At 64.5% G+C, this 15,346-nt stretch carries 16 protein-coding genes; 6 read left to right on the top strand and 10 right to left on the bottom strand.

What is annotated here, in order from left to right:
• Positions 1-9: 9 nt before the first annotated feature.
• Positions 10-945 carry a dihydrodipicolinate synthase family protein gene (locus AC1D05_RS26005; protein ID WP_477444578.1) on the bottom strand — a complete coding sequence of 312 codons (936 nt, stop codon included), beginning with the start codon at positions 943-945 and terminating at the stop codon, positions 10-12.
• A gap of 68 nt (positions 946-1,013) precedes the next feature.
• Here AC1D05_RS26005 and AC1D05_RS26000 point away from each other — a divergent pair, with 68 nt between their 5' ends.
• Complete coding sequence (locus AC1D05_RS26000; protein WP_477444577.1) at positions 1,014-1,706, top strand: GntR family transcriptional regulator; 693 nt, start codon at positions 1,014-1,016, stop codon at positions 1,704-1,706.
• A gap of 8 nt (positions 1,707-1,714) precedes the next feature.
• Here AC1D05_RS26000 and AC1D05_RS25995 read toward each other — a convergent pair whose 3' ends face one another.
• Entirely contained in the window at positions 1,715-2,026 is a 312-nt protein-coding gene (locus AC1D05_RS25995; RefSeq protein ID WP_477444576.1) for a hypothetical protein, read from the bottom strand.
• A gap of 228 nt (positions 2,027-2,254) precedes the next feature.
• Positions 2,255-2,578: a winged helix-turn-helix transcriptional regulator gene (locus AC1D05_RS25990; protein WP_475460241.1), complete on the bottom strand. Its 324-nt coding sequence runs from the start codon at positions 2,576-2,578 to the stop codon at positions 2,255-2,257.
• Positions 2,579-2,705: 127 nt separating this feature from the next.
• Between AC1D05_RS25990 and AC1D05_RS25985 the strand changes: the two genes are divergently transcribed.
• A complete protein-coding gene (locus AC1D05_RS25985; RefSeq protein ID WP_477444575.1) occupies positions 2,706-3,035 on the top strand; it encodes a nuclear transport factor 2 family protein in 330 nt (109 codons plus the stop codon).
• The gene (locus AC1D05_RS25980; protein WP_477444574.1) at positions 3,032-3,832 is read left to right on the top strand and encodes an SDR family oxidoreductase; all 801 of its coding nucleotides are present in this window, start codon (positions 3,032-3,034) and stop codon (positions 3,830-3,832) included. The genes AC1D05_RS25985 and AC1D05_RS25980 overlap by 4 nt, the downstream gene beginning before the upstream one ends.
• A gap of 260 nt (positions 3,833-4,092) precedes the next feature.
• On the opposite strand, the gene AC1D05_RS25975 is transcribed toward AC1D05_RS25980, so the two are convergent.
• Complete coding sequence (locus AC1D05_RS25975) at positions 4,093-5,589, bottom strand: CoA-acylating methylmalonate-semialdehyde dehydrogenase (RefSeq protein ID WP_477444573.1); 1,497 nt, start codon at positions 5,587-5,589, stop codon at positions 4,093-4,095.
• A gap of 345 nt (positions 5,590-5,934) precedes the next feature.
• On the opposite strand from AC1D05_RS25975, the gene AC1D05_RS25970 reads away from it, so the two are divergent.
• The 3 genes from AC1D05_RS25970 (at position 5,935) to AC1D05_RS25960 (ending at position 9,541) form a co-directional block, all read left to right on the top strand.
• Positions 5,935-6,816 (top strand): LysR family transcriptional regulator, encoded by an 882-nt coding sequence (locus AC1D05_RS25970; protein ID WP_477444572.1) that lies wholly within the window; start codon positions 5,935-5,937, stop codon positions 6,814-6,816.
• A gap of 125 nt (positions 6,817-6,941) precedes the next feature.
• Entirely contained in the window at positions 6,942-7,385 is a 444-nt protein-coding gene (locus AC1D05_RS25965; protein WP_477444571.1) for a hypothetical protein, read from the top strand.
• The gene (locus tag AC1D05_RS25960) at positions 7,382-9,541 is read left to right on the top strand and encodes a phospholipase D-like domain-containing protein (RefSeq protein ID WP_477444570.1); all 2,160 of its coding nucleotides are present in this window, start codon (positions 7,382-7,384) and stop codon (positions 9,539-9,541) included. Before AC1D05_RS25965 ends, AC1D05_RS25960 begins: the two co-directional genes overlap by 4 nt.
• A 69-nt stretch (positions 9,542-9,610) precedes the next feature.
• Here the strand turns inward: AC1D05_RS25960 and AC1D05_RS25955 are convergent, their stop codons facing one another.
• The 6 genes from AC1D05_RS25955 to AC1D05_RS25930 form a co-directional block, all read right to left on the bottom strand.
• A complete protein-coding gene (locus AC1D05_RS25955; RefSeq protein WP_477444569.1) occupies positions 9,611-10,867 on the bottom strand; it encodes a D-amino acid dehydrogenase in 1,257 nt (418 codons plus the stop codon).
• Positions 10,868-10,979: 112 nt separating this feature from the next.
• Positions 10,980-11,522 carry a GreA/GreB family elongation factor gene (locus tag AC1D05_RS25950; protein WP_477444568.1) on the bottom strand — a complete coding sequence of 181 codons (543 nt, stop codon included), beginning with the start codon at positions 11,520-11,522 and terminating at the stop codon, positions 10,980-10,982.
• Between the two features lie 14 nt (positions 11,523-11,536).
• Complete coding sequence (gene rnk / locus AC1D05_RS25945) at positions 11,537-11,959, bottom strand: nucleoside diphosphate kinase regulator (protein ID WP_477444567.1); 423 nt, start codon at positions 11,957-11,959, stop codon at positions 11,537-11,539.
• Between the two features lie 271 nt (positions 11,960-12,230).
• On the bottom strand, positions 12,231-13,367 hold the full coding sequence (alr, locus tag AC1D05_RS25940; RefSeq protein WP_477444566.1) for an alanine racemase: 1,137 nt from the start codon (positions 13,365-13,367) through the stop codon (positions 12,231-12,233).
• 89 nt (positions 13,368-13,456) lie between these two features.
• Positions 13,457-13,972: an RNA pyrophosphohydrolase gene (locus AC1D05_RS25935; protein ID WP_477444720.1), complete on the bottom strand. Its 516-nt coding sequence runs from the start codon at positions 13,970-13,972 to the stop codon at positions 13,457-13,459.
• Positions 13,973-14,007: 35 nt separating this feature from the next.
• Positions 14,008-15,189 (bottom strand): divergent polysaccharide deacetylase family protein, encoded by a 1,182-nt coding sequence (locus AC1D05_RS25930; RefSeq protein ID WP_477444565.1) that lies wholly within the window; start codon positions 15,187-15,189, stop codon positions 14,008-14,010.
• Positions 15,190-15,346 lie beyond the last annotated feature (157 nt).

The raw sequence follows: 15,346 nt of genomic DNA, 5'->3' as shown, positions 1-15,346 counted from the left end.
TGCTGTCCCTTATTCGGCTGCCACCAGTCTGTCCGCCGATAGAGGAGACGTCTGGAGCGACGGCAGCTTTGGCCGCACCGCCAGCGCATCCCTTATGATCTTCTCCACCGCCTTGCGGCGCTCGCCCGACAGCGGCTGGCGCGGCATGCGCACGCGGTCATTGGTACCAATCGCCATCACTTCGGCAAGCTTGATGTTTTGGACCAGATAGGTCGAGACATCGAGGTCGAGCAAGGGCCGGAACCAGCGGTAGATGGCGAGCGCCTCTTCGCGGCGACCCTGCTTCATCAGCTGGTAGATGGCGACGGTCTCGCGCGGGAAGGCGGTGACCAGACCGGCCACCCAGCCGATTGCGCCGACCGACAGCGCCTCGAAGGCGAGATTATCGACGCCGGTGAAGAGATCGTAGCGGTCGCCAAACCGGTTGATGATCTCGGTTGAGCGCCTGATATCGTCGGAGGATTCCTTGATGGCGACGAAGCGCTTGTCCGATGCCAGCTCCTCCATCTGGTCGACGGTGACGTCGACGCGGTAGGCGAGCCGGTTGGAGTAGATCATGACCGGCAGGTCGCCGGCCTCGGCGACCGCGCGAAGTGCGGCGACCGTCTCCTCCGCGTTGGTGTGGTAGATCGGGCTCGGCACCACCATCAGGCCATTGGCGCCTTCTTTGGCGGCGCGCTTGGCGATGCTGGCGGCCTCGCGGGTGCCCGCCTCGTTGACCGTCAGCAGCACCGGCTTCTTGCCGGCAACTTTCTGCGCGGTCCTCAGCACTTCGATCTTCTCGTCGGGCGACAGCATCGGCCCTTCGCCGAGCGAGCCGCAGACGATGATGCCGTCGCAGCCGGCCTCCATCTGCAGGTTGAAACAGCGCTCCATCTCGGCATGGTCGAGCCGATCGTCGGCGGTGAATTTGGTCGTGACGGCGGGGAAAACTCCGGTCCACATGGTCATTGCTCCTCTGATATATCAGTCATATATCTGTCAAGAAACGTGCTGTCAATGCGGAATCTGTTATGATATATTCAGGATATATCAGGAGATCGCCTTTGATATCCATGGAAGCAACCATGACGTCCGAACCGGCAGCGGCCAGGGCTTACCGCGTGCTCGAGCATATGATCGTCACGCTGGAGCTGGCGCCGGCGAGCTTTGTCACCGAAGGGGCGCTCATTGAAAAGCTGGCGCTCGGCCGCACGCCGGTGCGCGAGGCGATCCAGCGGCTGGCCTGGGAAGGGCTGCTCGACGTCAGGCCACGCGCCGGCATCGCGATCGCGCCGCTGCATCCCGGCGACTGGCTGCGCGTGCTCGACGCCCGGCGCGGCGTCGAGGTGGTGCTGGCCCGTTCGGCCGCCCGCTTCGTCACCCGCGAGGCCGCCGACCTGTTTCACGAAGCGGCCCTTGCCATGCAGAAGGCGGTCATCTCGGGCAATGTGCTTGCCTTCATCCAGGCCGACAAGGCGCTCGACGAGGCCCTGGCGATGGCCGCAGACAACCCCTTCGCGGCGCGGCTGGCCGCCCCGTTGCAGACCCACAGCCGCCGCTTCTGGTTTCGCTATAAGGCCGACACCGGCCTGGCCGAATCAGCCGAGCATCACGTCGCTCTGATCCGCTCGATCCTCGACGGCGACGAGGAGGCAGCCGCCAAGGACGCCAAGCGGCTGATGGCACTGCTGCGCGGCCACGCCGAGGTCGCCGCGACGCGTTGAACCGGCGATCAGATCCCTTGCGCCGCGGTGATGGCGGTATTCTCCCACCCGTCACCGGTCGCGAAAATGCAGCTTCGGCCCTGCACATCGGTCACCAGCATGGACCAAGTCCCACTTGCAGAAACATAGACCTCGACAATGGCGGCCTGACCAACCACACCGTAGCCGATCTGCTTTTGTTGCAGGGCCTTTGCCAATGCCGCAACAAGGTCGCTGTGGCCGCCGCAGATAAACTGCGCCTGTGCCGATAGCGTCGACAGCGCCAGCGCAGTGCCGATCGCGGCTATCGTGATCCATCGAAACGAAAATTTGTGTGCCATTTGGCACCTCCTTCGCCTTCGCGTTCCGGCAAAGGGAGGCACATGGGCAGCCTCAATATACCGAAACGCTCCAGGCCGGGTTCGACGTCGTCATCACGTCACTCCTTCTGGTTTCCGGTCTGTCGTCAGGGAATCTATCCATTCCCTGGAATCGATTTGGTGAGGCCCCGATCTGAAAACAAGCGCCATTTAGGCCCTTGCGGCGCGTTGCTGGAACGACGATCGGCGTCAGGTTTTCGAGGGTTCACGAAGGGCCGCCCATTTCAGCAGAGCGTCGAGAGCCGGACATAGCGCCTGCCCCCAATCGGTCAGGCAGTACTCGACCTTGGGCGGCACCTGATGATGCACGATACGGCGCACGATGCCGTCGGCCTCCATCTGCCTGAGCTGCTGGATCAACATCTTCTGCGAGATCGCCGGGATCGCCCGTTCGAGATCGGAAAAGCGCAGCACCTTGCCGCCGAACAGGTGAAACAGGATCACCAGTTTCCAGCGCCCTTCGAGGATGCGCAGCACATTCTCGACGCCGCTTGCTGCGGACAATGGCGTCAGCATCTCGGGCTTACTTTCGGGTAAGTACCTTACTTTTTCGTCGGTTCTTGTCATTTCACCAGCATATCGCATTTTAGAAGCCGGACAAGCGCCGCCCGCCGGCGGCAACCCGCACCGGAGACAGGCCATGACAACTGAACTACCTCAGCCGCTGGCGGACTATTTTGCCGCCAAGAACCGCCACGACATCGACTGTATGCTCGTCGCCTTCGCTTCGGACGCCAAGGTCCGGGACGAAGGCGAGACGCATCAGGGATCAGCCGCCATCCGCGACTGGATGGAGGCAACGACACGCCAATACCGGGTGACGGTCGAGGTCACCGACGCGACCGCCAATGGCGATGCATGGCGGATCGCCGGCATCGTGTCGGGGAATTTCCCGGGCAGCCCTGCGACGCTCCACTACGTCTTCACCCTGGCCGAGGACCGGATCACGCGACTGGAGATCGGCGCGTGACCATCGTTCAGAAATTTGCGATCGACGTCCGGGAATTTGCCGGCAAGCGCGTTCTGGTCACCGGCGGCACCAGGGGTGCCGGCGAAGCCATCGTTGCCAGGCTTTCGGCGGCCGGGGCGGTCGTTCTCACAACCGCCCGCTCGGCGACCGAAGCATGCCAGCCGAAGCTGTTCGTGCAGGCCGATGTGAGTACTTTGGCGGGCACCGAGACAGTGGCCGCGGCCATCATGGAACAGCTTGGTGGTATCGACATCATCGTGCACAGCGTCGGCGGGTCGAAAAGCCCGGGTGGGGGGTTTGCCGGACTGACCGATCAGCTCTGGCAGGACGAGCTCAGCCTCAATCTGCTGGCGGCGGTGCGGCTCGATCGCCTGCTTGTCCCGCATATGATCGAGCAAGGCTCAGGTACGATCATCCATATATCGTCGATCCAGCGCCGCCTGCCGCTGCACGAATCCACCATCGCCTATGCGGCGGCCAAGGCGGCCCTATCGACATACAGCAAGGCACTGTCCAAGGAGCTCGGCCCGAAAGGCATCCGTGTCAACTCAGTCGCACCGGGCTGGATCCACACCACCGCTTCGGAAGCCATGGTGCAGCGGCTGGCCACCCACTCGGGTACGGACGAGGAAACCGCCCGCCAGGGCATCATGACTGCGCTGGGCGGCATTCCCATCGGCCGGCCGGCATGGCCGCACGAGATCGCCGAACTGGTGGCTTTCCTTGTCTCGGACCGCGCCTCGGCGATCCACGGCGCCGAGTACGTCATCGATGGCGGCACGATTCCGACTGTGTGATGTCGCTTAAAAAACAAGGGCGCGACAAAAGCCGCGCCCTTAACTCGGTGAAACAAATGTCGGACCTCAGTTCATCGTCGGGATGACGAATTCCGCACCGTCCTTGATGCCCGCCGCGCGCCCGCAGCCGAAAGCGAGGACGCGCAAACGAAGAACAGTCCGGCTAGTTCATCGTCGGGATGACGAATTCCGCACCGTCCTTGATGCTCGCCGCGCGCCCGCAGCCGAAGGCGAGGACGCGCAAACGAAGAACAGTCCGGCTAGTTCATCGTCGGGATGACGAATTCCGCACCGTCCTTGATGCCGGACGGCCAGCGAGAGGTGACCGTCTTGGTCTTGGTGTAGAAGCGGAAGGCGTCCGGGCCATGCTGGTTGAGGTCGCCGAAGGACGACGCTTTCCAGCCGCCGAACGTGTAATAGGCGATCGGCACCGGGATCGGCACGTTGATGCCAACCATGCCGACCTGGACACGGCTCGCGAAGTCGCGGGCGGCATCGCCGTCGCGGGTGAAAATGGCGACGCCATTGCCCATTTCGTGGTCGTTGGCGAGCTTGATGGCGCTCTCATAGGTCGGTGCGCGCACCACCGAGAGCACCGGCCCAAAGATCTCTTCCTTGTAGATGCGCATGTCCGCCGTCACATTGTCGAACAGGCAACCGCCCATGTAGTAGCCGTCCTCATAGCCCTGCATGGAGAAGCCGCGGCCGTCGACAACCAGCTTGGCGCCTTCCTTGACGCCGGTATCGACATAACCCTTGACGCGCTCCAGAGCCTGCGCCGTCACCAGCGGACCGAAATCGGCCGAGGAATCCGTAGACGGGCCTACCTTGAGGCTCTCGACGCGCGGGATCAGCTTTTCCATCAGCCGGTTGGCGGTGTCGTTGCCGACCGGGACAGCCACCGAGATCGCCATGCAGCGTTCACCGGCCGAGCCGTAGCCGGCGCCGATCAGCGCGTCGACGGTCTGGTCCATGTCGGCATCGGGCATGATGATCATGTGGTTCTTGGCGCCGCCGAAGCATTGCACGCGCTTGCCCGCCGCGGTGCCGCGCGAATAGATGTAATGGGCGATCGGCGTCGAGCCGACGAAGCCAATGGCCCTGATGTCGGGATCGTCGAGGATGGCGTCGACGACATCCTTGTCGCCATTGACGACGTTGAGGATGCCGGCCGGCAGGCCAGCCTCGAGGAACAGTTCGGCGATGCGCATCGGCACGCCCGGGTCACGCTCCGACGGCTTCAGGATGAAGGCATTGCCGCAGGCGATCGCCGGCGCGATCTTCCACAGCGGGATCATCGCCGGGAAATTGAACGGCGTGATGCCGGCGACGACGCCGAGCGGCTGGCGCATCGAATAGACGTCGATGCCAGGGCCGGCGCCATCGGTGAACTCGCCCTTCATCATATGCGGCGCGCCGATGCAGACTTCGACCACTTCGAGGCCGCGCTGGATGTCGCCCTTGGCATCGGCGATGGTCTTGCCGTGCTCGCGCGCCAGGATGTCGGCCAGTTCGTCATAGTCGCGGGCGACCAGTTCGAGGAATTTCATCAGCACGCGCACGCGGCGCTGCGGGTTGGTGGCAGCCCATTTCGGCTGCGCCGCCTTGGCGTTCTCGACGGCTGCGCGCAGTTCCGCCTGCGAAGCCAGCGCCACCGTGCCGCGCACCGAGCCGTCCATCGGCTGCATGACGTCCTGCTTGCGGCCGCTGGTGCCGGCGACATGCTTGCCGCCGATGAAATGACCGTATTCGATCATGATGTCTCTCCCTTTGTTTGTGATGCTGCATTGTCCGCCTTTGCAGGCGCGATGGCAACGCGAGGGAGAACGCAACCGTTGTGCGTAAATTAGATATCGATTGACGAGCGAGCATCAATTCTCGCAAATGGCGGGTTACGCGACAACGCCCGAGGATTTACAGGTTGAGTCCCTTAGCGCCCCTTTCTCTTGGCGGACCCGGCCCTCACCCTCCCCCTTGTGGGGAGGGTCGGCGAGCGGTCGGAGCGAAGCGGAGATCGTTCGACGGGGTGGGGGTCTGGCGCCGGCGTCCCCCCACCCCGCTCCGCTACGCGGATCGACCCTCCCCACAAGGGGGAGGGTAAAGTGAACTGGGATGACGTCCGCATCTTCCTCGCCGTGGCCCGTGCCGGGCAGATCCTCGGCGCCGCCAGACGGCTGGAGCTCAACCACGCCACTGTCTCGCGCCGCATCGCCGCACTCGAGGACGCGCTGCGCACGAAACTCTTTCGCCGGCTGACCACCGGAAGCGAATTGACGCCCGCCGGCGAGCGCTTCCTCGATATTGCCGAGCGGATGGAAGGCGACATGATCGCCGCGCGCTCGACCATATCGGGCGAAGGCGACGATATCTCCGGCACCGTGCGCATCGGCGCGCCGGACGGTTTTGGCGTCGCCTTCCTGGCCAGGCGTCTGGGCGAACTGACCGCGCTGCACCGCGAACTGACGATCCAGCTCGTGCCGGTGCCACGCTCCTTCTCGCTGTCTCGGCGCGAGGCGGACATCGCCATCACCGTCGAGCGGCCGACGGAAGGCCGGCTGGTGGCGGGAAAGCTGGTCGACTATTCGCTCGGCCTGTTCGCCTCACGCGCCTATGCCGAGGCGCATGGCTTGCCCAAAACGGCGGCCGAACTCGGCCAGCACACCCTCATCGGCTATGTGCCTGATCTGATCGTCAGCCCTTCGCTCGACTATGCCTCTGAGTTCAGCGCGGACTGGCGCACCAGCTTCGCCATCTCCTCGGCGCTTGGCCAGGCCGAAGCGGTGCGATCGGGCGCCGGCATCGGCATCCTGCACACCTTCGTCGCCCATTCGATGCCGGAACTGGTGCCCGTCGATGTGGTGGCGCCCATTCGCCGCGCGTACTGGCTGGTCTATCACGAATCGGTCAGGCCGCTGCGCCGGGTCCAGATCGTCGCCAGCTTCATCACCAAGGCGGTGGAACGGGAGCGAAACCTGTTCGTCTAGGCATGCCGCCATTTCCTCGCCACAAAACCGATGACTGTGACGTCGGGCGCGTAACTCTGCCGGGCGCACGGCGGAATTCTCGCTCGCCGGGTGGGGAAATCTTTCAGAAAGCTGGCGCGGAAAAAATGCGAGCCGTTCTTGCCATCCTGCCGCTGCTTTTCGTCTCGGCCTGTGCCAACCCGTGGACAAAAGTGCCGGAAGCCGAATTGCCCAAGCCGATCCGCTACGCCATGGCGCGCCCCTCGCCTTTCGTCATCGGCAATTATTGCGGTCCCGGCACCCGGACCGGCGATCTGTCGGCCCGCCCGGTCGACCGGCTCGACGCGGTGTGCCAGGTCCATGACGCCTGCTACATCGCCCGCCGCAATCATTGCGACTGCGACGGCGCGCTTGTCGCCTCAGCCAGGGCCATCCGCGATGACAAGACAGCACCCCGCAAGATGCGCGACGAGGCGGAACTGCTGATCGCCACTTTCGCCATCCCCATCTGCAAGGTTTTTCCGCAGGGCTTCATGCCACCGCGCGACCCGGCGCAGTTGAGCGCCATGAAGGCCGGAGCCGCCGGTTGACCGGCCGCGCATCCATCATCCTCGCTTTGTTCGGGCTGGTGCTCCCCGCGCTTGCCGGCTGCGCCGGCGCAGGCGGCAATGCCTGCGATCTCCTGCCGGGACAGGAAGCCTGCACGCGGCCCTCTCTGTCGGCCAGCACATCCGGGCCGCAGGTCGCGGCGTCGCAGTTTTTTGGCGATGCCGGCACCAGTGACTATGAAAGACGCTTCCTGGCGCTGCTTGCCCACAACCAGCTCGGCGCCATGGATCGCGCCAACGGCACCGGGCCGTTCGGGCGCAACCGCCGCGACGTCCGGAACAGCGACTTCCAGGCGACCTATTCGACGCTGCAGCAACTGGCCGGACCGGTCGCCAATACTCATCTGCCGCCGGCCAATGGCGGCAGCGGCGAGGGCCATTTCGACGGTCGCTGGCGGGTGTCGCGGCAGACGCTCTACATCGATGCGGCGGCGCGGCCCTTGGCTCCCAAAACTTTCGATTTCTCCGGCCTGCAGGCACGCAGCACCGAGATCGTTGTGCGCCAGGCGGGCCAGCAGCCTGCCGACATCGAAGGCAGCTGCGACGGCGCACTGGCGATCCGCACCGGCGGAGCGTCACGCACCATTGCAGCCGGCGCGGCATTTCGCTTTCGTCTGTCGAGCGAGCACGATACGGTCAGCCTGTTTCCAAGCGACGGCCTGAACCGCTGTACGGCGAGAATCCGTTCCAGCCTTGCCCCGGCCGGCGCGCCGCTCACCATCCGGCGCGAGGAGACAGCCGATCCGGCACTCGCCAGCTTCGACAGCCGATACCAGCGCTGCCCCGTTCCCAGCGGCGCCGACCTCGACGCGCTTCAACGCGCCTTCTATGCCAGCCGCTGGCTGTCGCAGACCTGCGCCCTGCCGATCGGCGAGCCCAGGCTGCTGCGCAAGTCGCGCGACGGCTTCAACGCCAAGGTCGAGGCTCTGATGGGCGCGCGCCTGTCCGATGCGGCAATAGACAACGGCGACCCGGAACTGCCGCTCGATTTCTCCAGGGCGCCAAGGCTGAAGCTGATCTATCTGTCCTCGCTCGAATTCAAGGCCGACTTTTCCGGCTGCATCATGGAGCGGCTGATCCGCCATCATGCCGCCCTTGGCACCAAGGTGCGCATCATGGTCACCGACGTGCTGGAGCGCGAAAAGGACGACGCCATGCTGCACCGGCTGGCGGCCGAATTCCCCAATGTCGAGCTGCAAGAATACCGCTGGCGCGCCGATCATGGCGCGCCGATCGACGAGCAGATTTCACAACTGCACAAGACCCATCATATCAAGATGCTGGCGACGCTGGCTGAGGACCCTGCGCGCTCGCGCGTCATCATCGGCGGACGTAACATCCATGATGGCTTCCTGTTCCATCAGCCGATCGACCTGTCGCGCTATCCGGACCTGCAGCAATACGGCAAGACCGACGGGCTTTCGCTGAACTACTATTCGAACTGGAGCGACTTCGACATCGAGTTCGCCGACAAGGCGACGGTCGAGACGCTCGCCGCGCATCTGTCGACGATATGGTTGCGCGACGCCGACACCAATCTGGCGCGCCCCTTCTCCATCCCGGTCCGCGCAGATGGCCGCCCCCGAGGCAATACCCGGCATTTCATTTCGGTGCCCTATGAGGACGACCATGCGCTGGAAGACTATTTCGTCGAGCTGGTCGACGCCGCCCAACACCATATCCAGATCGTCAACCCCTACCTCAATCTGACGCCGAGCCTCGCCCAGGCCTTTGACCGGGCGCTCGCCCGCGGCGTCAAGATCGACATTGTCGGCCGCATCGATCTCAAGGGCGATATTGGCGGCAAGTTCCTCACCGCGCTCAACAAGCTGTTCGTCGAGAAATATGGCGACCGCATCAACATCCGCGAGTTCAAGGCGCCTGATGTGGTGCTGCATTCCAAGATCGTGATGATCGACGAAAGGCTGGTCGCCATCTCCTCGGTCAACCTCAACAACCGCAGCTTCTTCCACGATTCAGAGAACGGCATGATGGTGCTCGATCCCGCCTTCTACGTCAGGATGAAGCCGGTCTATGACGACTATCTCGCCCACTCGAACCCGGTTTCCACCAACGTGACGATCCCTTGGGCCTACCGGCTGCTGTTCGACGAGGCCTGGGTCAGGCAGGCGTTCTGATGCAATTCCAGGAAAAGTGTGAAGCGGTTTTCCGTCCGGAATTGCATCCACCCAAGAGGACGCGCCGCGCTATTTCAGATAGCGTTCCTGCGCCAGGGCACGGGCATCGATGTCGGGCACCTTGTTCGACATGATGTCGGCCAGCACTTTGGCCGAGCCGCAGGCCATGGTCCAGCCAAGCGTGCCATGGCCGGTGTTGAGGAAGAGATTGGAAAGTTCGGTGCGGCCTATTAGCGGCGGCCCATCCGGCGTCATCGGCCGCAGCCCGCACCAGAAGGTCGCCTCGCGCATGGCGCCGGCGCCCGGAAAGAGATCGCCGACCGAATGTTCGAGCGTGCGGCGCCGCGATTCATGCAGCCTGAGGTCGAAGCCGGAAATCTCGGCCGTGCCGCCGACGCGGATGCGGTCGCCCAGCCGGGTGATCGCCACCTTGTAGGTTTCGTCCATCACGGTCGACACCGGCGCCAGGCCAGCATCCTTGATCGGCACGGTGATCGAATAGCCCTTGACCGGATAGACCGGGATCGACCGTTTCATCCGGCGCATGAAGCCGGCCGAGTAGCTGCCCAGCGCCATCACATAGGCTTCTGAGGACTTGAAACCCTTGCTGGTGCTGAGGTTGGAAATGCGGTTGCGGCTGCGGATGACGCGCCAGATCGTCGTGTCGTATTCGAACGTCACGCCACGCGCCACGCAAAGCTCGGCCAATTTCTCGGTGAAGATCTTGCAGTCGCCGGTCTCATCATGCGGCAGCCTGAGGCCGCCGACGAATTTCTCGCGCACGCCGGCCAGCGCCGGTTCCGCCGCGATGCAGCCATCCTGGTCGAGGATCTCGTAGGGCACGCCATATTTCTTCAGCACCTCGACGTCGCCGCCGGTGCCGTCGAGCTGCTTTTGCGTGCGAAACAGCTGCAGCGTGCCTTGGGTCCGCTCGTCATAGGTGATGCCGGTCGCTTCGCGCAGTGCCTTCAGCGTGTCGCGGCTGTATTCGGCCAGCGGCACCATGCGCGACTTGTTGATGGCATAGCGCTCGGCCGTGCAGTTGCGCAGCATCTTGACCAGCCACGTCCACATATGCGGGTCGAAGACCGGCCGCACCACCAGCGGGCCGTGCTTCATCAACAGCCATTTGATCGCCTTGAGCGGAATGCCGGGCCCGGCCCAGGGCGAGGCATAGCCGGGCGAAATCTCGCCGGCATTGGCGAAACTGGTTTCCAGCGCCGGGCCTTTCTGCCGGTCGAGCACCGTCACCTCGTGGCCGGCCTCGGCGAGATAATAGGCCGTGGTCACCCCGATGACGCCACCACCCAGCACCATGATCTTCATCGTTCACTCCTTGCCGCGCCGCGTCTCAGGACGCTCGTGGACGCGACCCAATTTCTGAATTTGCGCATGATCCCAAATGAAAATCGATGCCGATTTTCGAGCGCCGTGCCGTTCACGCCGCCGAGGGGCCGGGGTCGTCTTCCTCTGTCTGCCGCATTCCGGCCGTCTCGCCAAGAGGTCGCCAATCGGCTGCGGCGCTGTAGACGAGAGTGAGCCCGTGCGGGCGCCGCCCGCCGGCCCGGTCTTTCTGCCTGACCGCGCGCCGGGCGGCCTCCGGCTGGTAAGGCACGGCCTTGATCAGGATCGACTCCCGCCGGCCATCAGCGTGCTCGATCGATGCCGTTTGGCCCTGCGCCATGCCGAGCATGCAGAGCCCACGCCTCGTCGCCACCGACAGGCTGGAGCCGACTGGTCCGCGCACCTCGTTCTGCACCAGGGTGCGCGTCTCGGCGTGGCCGGCATCGATGCTGAACACCACCCTGCTGTTCAGCGTAACGATATCGGGACCAACTGAACCGTTAGGGACGACATCGGCGCTGGAAAGCTTTTGTTCCAGGATGTGCGCGATCGGATCCGCGAATGCCCGCCGGCGCTCCAGCATGACTTCGAGAACTGCGAAGTCCTTCGTCGTCAGGCAGCAATTCGTGCTCGTCATCATCGCCTCCACGATCAAAGTCGTTGCGGGCCGGGGGCCGGCGTATCGACGGCTTCAACGGTCACCGAAAGTTCCCGCCCGCCACGGCTGCTCCAGTACACTGCCTGCCCGGTCGCCGCTCCGATGAGCGCCGTTCCCATCGGGGTCAGCACCGAAATCCTGTTTTCGGCAATGTCAGCTTCGCCGGGATAGACCAGCATGATGCGTTGGGTCTCCCCGCCTTCGGCGCGGACCGTGACGATCGAACCCATACGCACCACGTCGGCCGGCATCGCCGCCGCGTCCGTGATGACAGCCCGGTCCATTTCCGAAAGCAGTTCATCGGCCGTCTCGGGAGCGCGGTCGAGCAAGGCCCTCGCCAAGCTGGTCAACCTGCCGTGGTCGATATCGCTGATCAAAATCTGGCTGCTTGGACGCAGTTCCATTGCATGTTGCATGGCAAACCTCATGGATCGGCGCATCGAACGGATGCGCGCTTGCCGCCCTGACAGCGGCGTGATGAAAAGCCAACAGCCGCGAAAAGCTGCACGACGTGATGGCGACGGTGGATGTATGGATGCCCCGGTACGGACGGACGCCGGAAGGCGGCCGCGCCGGGGCTACGATCCCGCGATCGGGCAGACCCTGAACAAGGTTCTGGTGTAAGCGAGGTTGCTCATGCCCGAACCTTGCCGACAGGCGCCCGCTTGTCAAGCGCGGCCAAACCGCTCAACCCCCGACGTAGTGCCGGTGAAAGCGCGGGCCGAGACTGGCCAGGATTTCATAGCCGATGGTGCCGGCATGGCCCGCGGCATCGTCGACGCTCTGCGAGGGACCGAGCAGCTCGACCAGATCGCCCTCGCGCAGCCTGCCGGGCAGCAGGGCGGAAATGTCGAGAATGATCGAATCCATCGACACACGGCCGAGGAAAGGCAGGCGCACCCCCTCGAACCACGCCGCCGAAGCGGAGCGGCGCAGCCAGCCATCCGCATAACCGAACGAAATCGTCGCCAGGCTCAACGGACCGTCTGCGTGGTAGGTGTGGCCATAGCCGACGCCGGCGCCCTTTTCGACGCGGCGCGTCTGCGCCACCTTGGCCTGCAGCGACACCACAGGAAGCACCGGATTGTGTTCGCCAGGCGTCGGGTTGATGCCGTAGAGTGCCGCCCCTGGCCTGGCGAGGTCGTAATGGTAAGACGGCCCGAGAAAAATGCCGGAAGAGTTGGCAAGCGAGGCAGGCGCCTCGGGAAGCATGGCGCGCAGCCGCTCGAAGGCCTGCCGCTGCTGTTCATTGGCCGGATGGCGTGGCTCGTCCGCGCAGGCCAGATGGCTCATGACATATCTGACGTCGATGCCGTCGAAAGCACCGGCATCGCCGGCCAGCGCCTCGACTTCGGCCGGCGCCATGCCGAGCCGCGACATACCGCTGTCGACCTGAACCGCCGCCGGCAGCTTTCGGCCGGCAGCGCGTGCCGCAGCACTCCAGGCTTTCAACTGCACGCCGCTGTTGATGACCGCGCAGAGGCCGGCCGCCACCGCTTCCGGCTCGGAGCCCGGCGGCAGCCCGTTCAGCACGTAAATGTCGGGGCCAGCCCCGATCGCCTTGCGCAGCTTGACGCCTTCGGCCAGCAGCGCGACGAAGAAGGTGTCGCAGCCTTCCCGGGTCAGCGCCGACGCCACTTGGGCGGCGCCTAGGCCGTAGCCATTGGCCTTGACCACGCCGGCGCATCGCATGCCGCCCAGCCGCGCCTGCAGCCGCCTGTAGTTTTCACGGACCGCGCTGAGATCGATGGTGAGGATGGCCCCAGCCGCCGCCTCGCTTATGGCAGCATCCTCGGGCGATGACCTCTTGGGGGCGTCGTGCATGGCGACCCTTATTGTGGCGGATAGACATCAATAGGACCGTCGGGCCGGCGCGGCAACCGCGATCGTTTCAGAGCCAGCCGCTCGCCCTGCTAGCGCGCCAGGTGCTGGAACGCCGCCACCACCTCTTCATAGACCTTGCGCTTGAACGGCACGATCAGGTCGGGCAGGTCCCGCATCGGCCGCCACGACCATTCGTCGAATTCGGCGGTGTGGCCGCCCGGCGGCGGATTGATCTGGATTTCGCTGCTGTCGCCGTGGAAGCGGAAGGCGAACCATTTCTGCGTCTGGCCGCGATACCGGCCCTTGAAGGCAATGCCGACGAGGTGGTCCGGCAGATCATAGTTGATCCAGTCCGGCGCCTCGGCGAGCAGCGAGACGCTGCGCATGCCGGTCTCCTCATAGAGCTCCCGCTCCGCCGCCTGCAGTGGCCCCTCGCCCTTGTCGATGCCGCCTTGCGGCATCTGCCAGAGTTGCGTCGTGCCGGCGAATTCGCTGTCGGGTTCGGCAATGCGATGCCCGACCCAGACCAGGCCCTCGCCATTGAGGATCATCAACCCGACACAGGGACGGTAAGGCAGCGTTTCGCGATCGACCTTTTTTGCCATCATCTGTCCTTCGAGAGATTTGCGATCAGGCGTGGCTAGCCTTTTTGCGGATCTATGGCCACTGCTGAAATCGGCACGATCTCGATGCCGCGTTTCTTGGCCTCGGCAATCCAGGACGAGACGGTGTCGACCGTCAGGTCGAAGGCGGAGCCGATGCCGACGGCAGAGCCCTTTGCCCGCGCGGTGGCTTCGAGACTGTCGAGTTTCTTCAGGATGGCGCCGCGATCCTGCACCGCGTCGATCGCCATGTCGCCGGCGACAAAGGGCACGCCGTCCTTCAGCGCCAAATCGGGCGCCAGGCTGCGCGCCGACGAGCCGTCGTCGATATAGGCGAGACCCCGTTTGCCAAGCTCGGCCATGAACGGCTCCATCGCCGCCGTGTCGGCGGAAAAGCGCGCGCCCATATAGTTCATGACACCGGTATAGTTCGTCGTCCGCGACAGCGCCCAGTGCAGGTTCTTCAGGTTCTCTTCGGCGCTCGCCGCCACCGTCAGCGTGTTGCGGCCGGGGTTGACGTTGGGATAGTCGAAAGGTTCGAGCGGCACCTGCATGACGATCTCGTGGCCGCTCTGCCTGGCGGCCTGCATCCAGCGGCCGATGCTGTTGCCTTGCGGCGCGAAGCCCAGCGTCACTTCCGGCGGCAGCTTCGCAATGGCCGCCTGGGTACCGGTCTGCGACACGGCAAATCCACCGATGACGATCGCCACGCGAGCACCGCGCGCGCCGGACCACGGCCGCGCATAGACGTCGAACGGCCGCCGCCCATCGGCGGAGCGCATCGGCAAGGGTCCGGTGTCGCTGGTCTCGATCAGCGCCTTGTCGGGGATGTGCGCGATCTTCAGGTTCTGGCCGATACCAGACGGATCACGGATGACGATGGCTGCCTGCGGAGGACCATCGCCCTCCTCCTTCTGCACATGGATGATCTGCGGACCACCGGTCTTGGTCGGTGTTTCAACCTTCGGCGCTGCTGCCGGAGCCAGCGCGGGAGGTGACACAGCAGGTTCGGCGGCCGCCGTCACTTTCGGCGTCGAAACGGCGACCTCTTGCGGCTTTCGAAACGGCTTTTGCCTGAGCGCGATCGCGGCCGAGACGCCAACCACCGCCAGCACGACAACGGTCGACACGATCACGCCCGCGCTGACCTTGCCGGCAGCGCGCGGCGCCCGGACGGTCTGTCCAAGCGGGCGTTCGATGTCCTTGCCGATATCAGCCAAGCCCTGTCCCCGGGGCGCATGGTTCCGAAGGTGATCCCGTCGGGAGGACATGCGCGAATTCATCAACCTGGCGCACCCCTGGCGCCATATCTGGAGGCCTCGCCTTGCCTCCCCGAATCAAACTGCCGGAACCTTTCGGTCCCGGCAGCATCGCATT

The organism is Mesorhizobium sp. P2_E9 (assembly GCF_056403815.1).
Note: the sequence above shows the minus strand (reverse complement) of the source record. Positions and strands in the feature narration are given on the sequence as shown.

Bases quoted from the DNA above. Each gene is read 5' to 3' on its own strand.
- AC1D05_RS26005 (WP_477444578.1), bottom strand. From the start codon at position 945: ATGTGGACCGGAGTTTTCCCCGCCGTCACGACCAAATTCACCGCCGAC.
- AC1D05_RS26000 (WP_477444577.1), top strand. From the start codon at position 1,014: ATGATATATTCAGGATATATCAGGAGATCGCCTTTGATATCCATGGAA.
- AC1D05_RS25995 (WP_477444576.1), bottom strand. From the start codon at position 2,026: ATGGCACACAAATTTTCGTTTCGATGGATCACGATAGCCGCGATCGGC.
- AC1D05_RS25985 (WP_477444575.1), top strand. From the start codon at position 2,706: ATGACAACTGAACTACCTCAGCCGCTGGCGGACTATTTTGCCGCCAAG.
- AC1D05_RS25975 (WP_477444573.1), bottom strand. From the start codon at position 5,589: ATGATCGAATACGGTCATTTCATCGGCGGCAAGCATGTCGCCGGCACC.
- AC1D05_RS25965 (WP_477444571.1), top strand. From the start codon at position 6,942: ATGCGAGCCGTTCTTGCCATCCTGCCGCTGCTTTTCGTCTCGGCCTGT.
- AC1D05_RS25955 (WP_477444569.1), bottom strand. From the start codon at position 10,867: ATGAAGATCATGGTGCTGGGTGGTGGCGTCATCGGGGTGACCACGGCC.
- AC1D05_RS25950 (WP_477444568.1), bottom strand. From the start codon at position 11,522: ATGACGAGCACGAATTGCTGCCTGACGACGAAGGACTTCGCAGTTCTC.
- rnk (WP_477444567.1), bottom strand. From the start codon at position 11,959: ATGCAACATGCAATGGAACTGCGTCCAAGCAGCCAGATTTTGATCAGC.
- alr (WP_477444566.1), bottom strand. From the start codon at position 13,367: ATGCACGACGCCCCCAAGAGGTCATCGCCCGAGGATGCTGCCATAAGC.
- AC1D05_RS25935 (WP_477444720.1), bottom strand. From the start codon at position 13,972: ATGGCAAAAAAGGTCGATCGCGAAACGCTGCCTTACCGTCCCTGTGTC.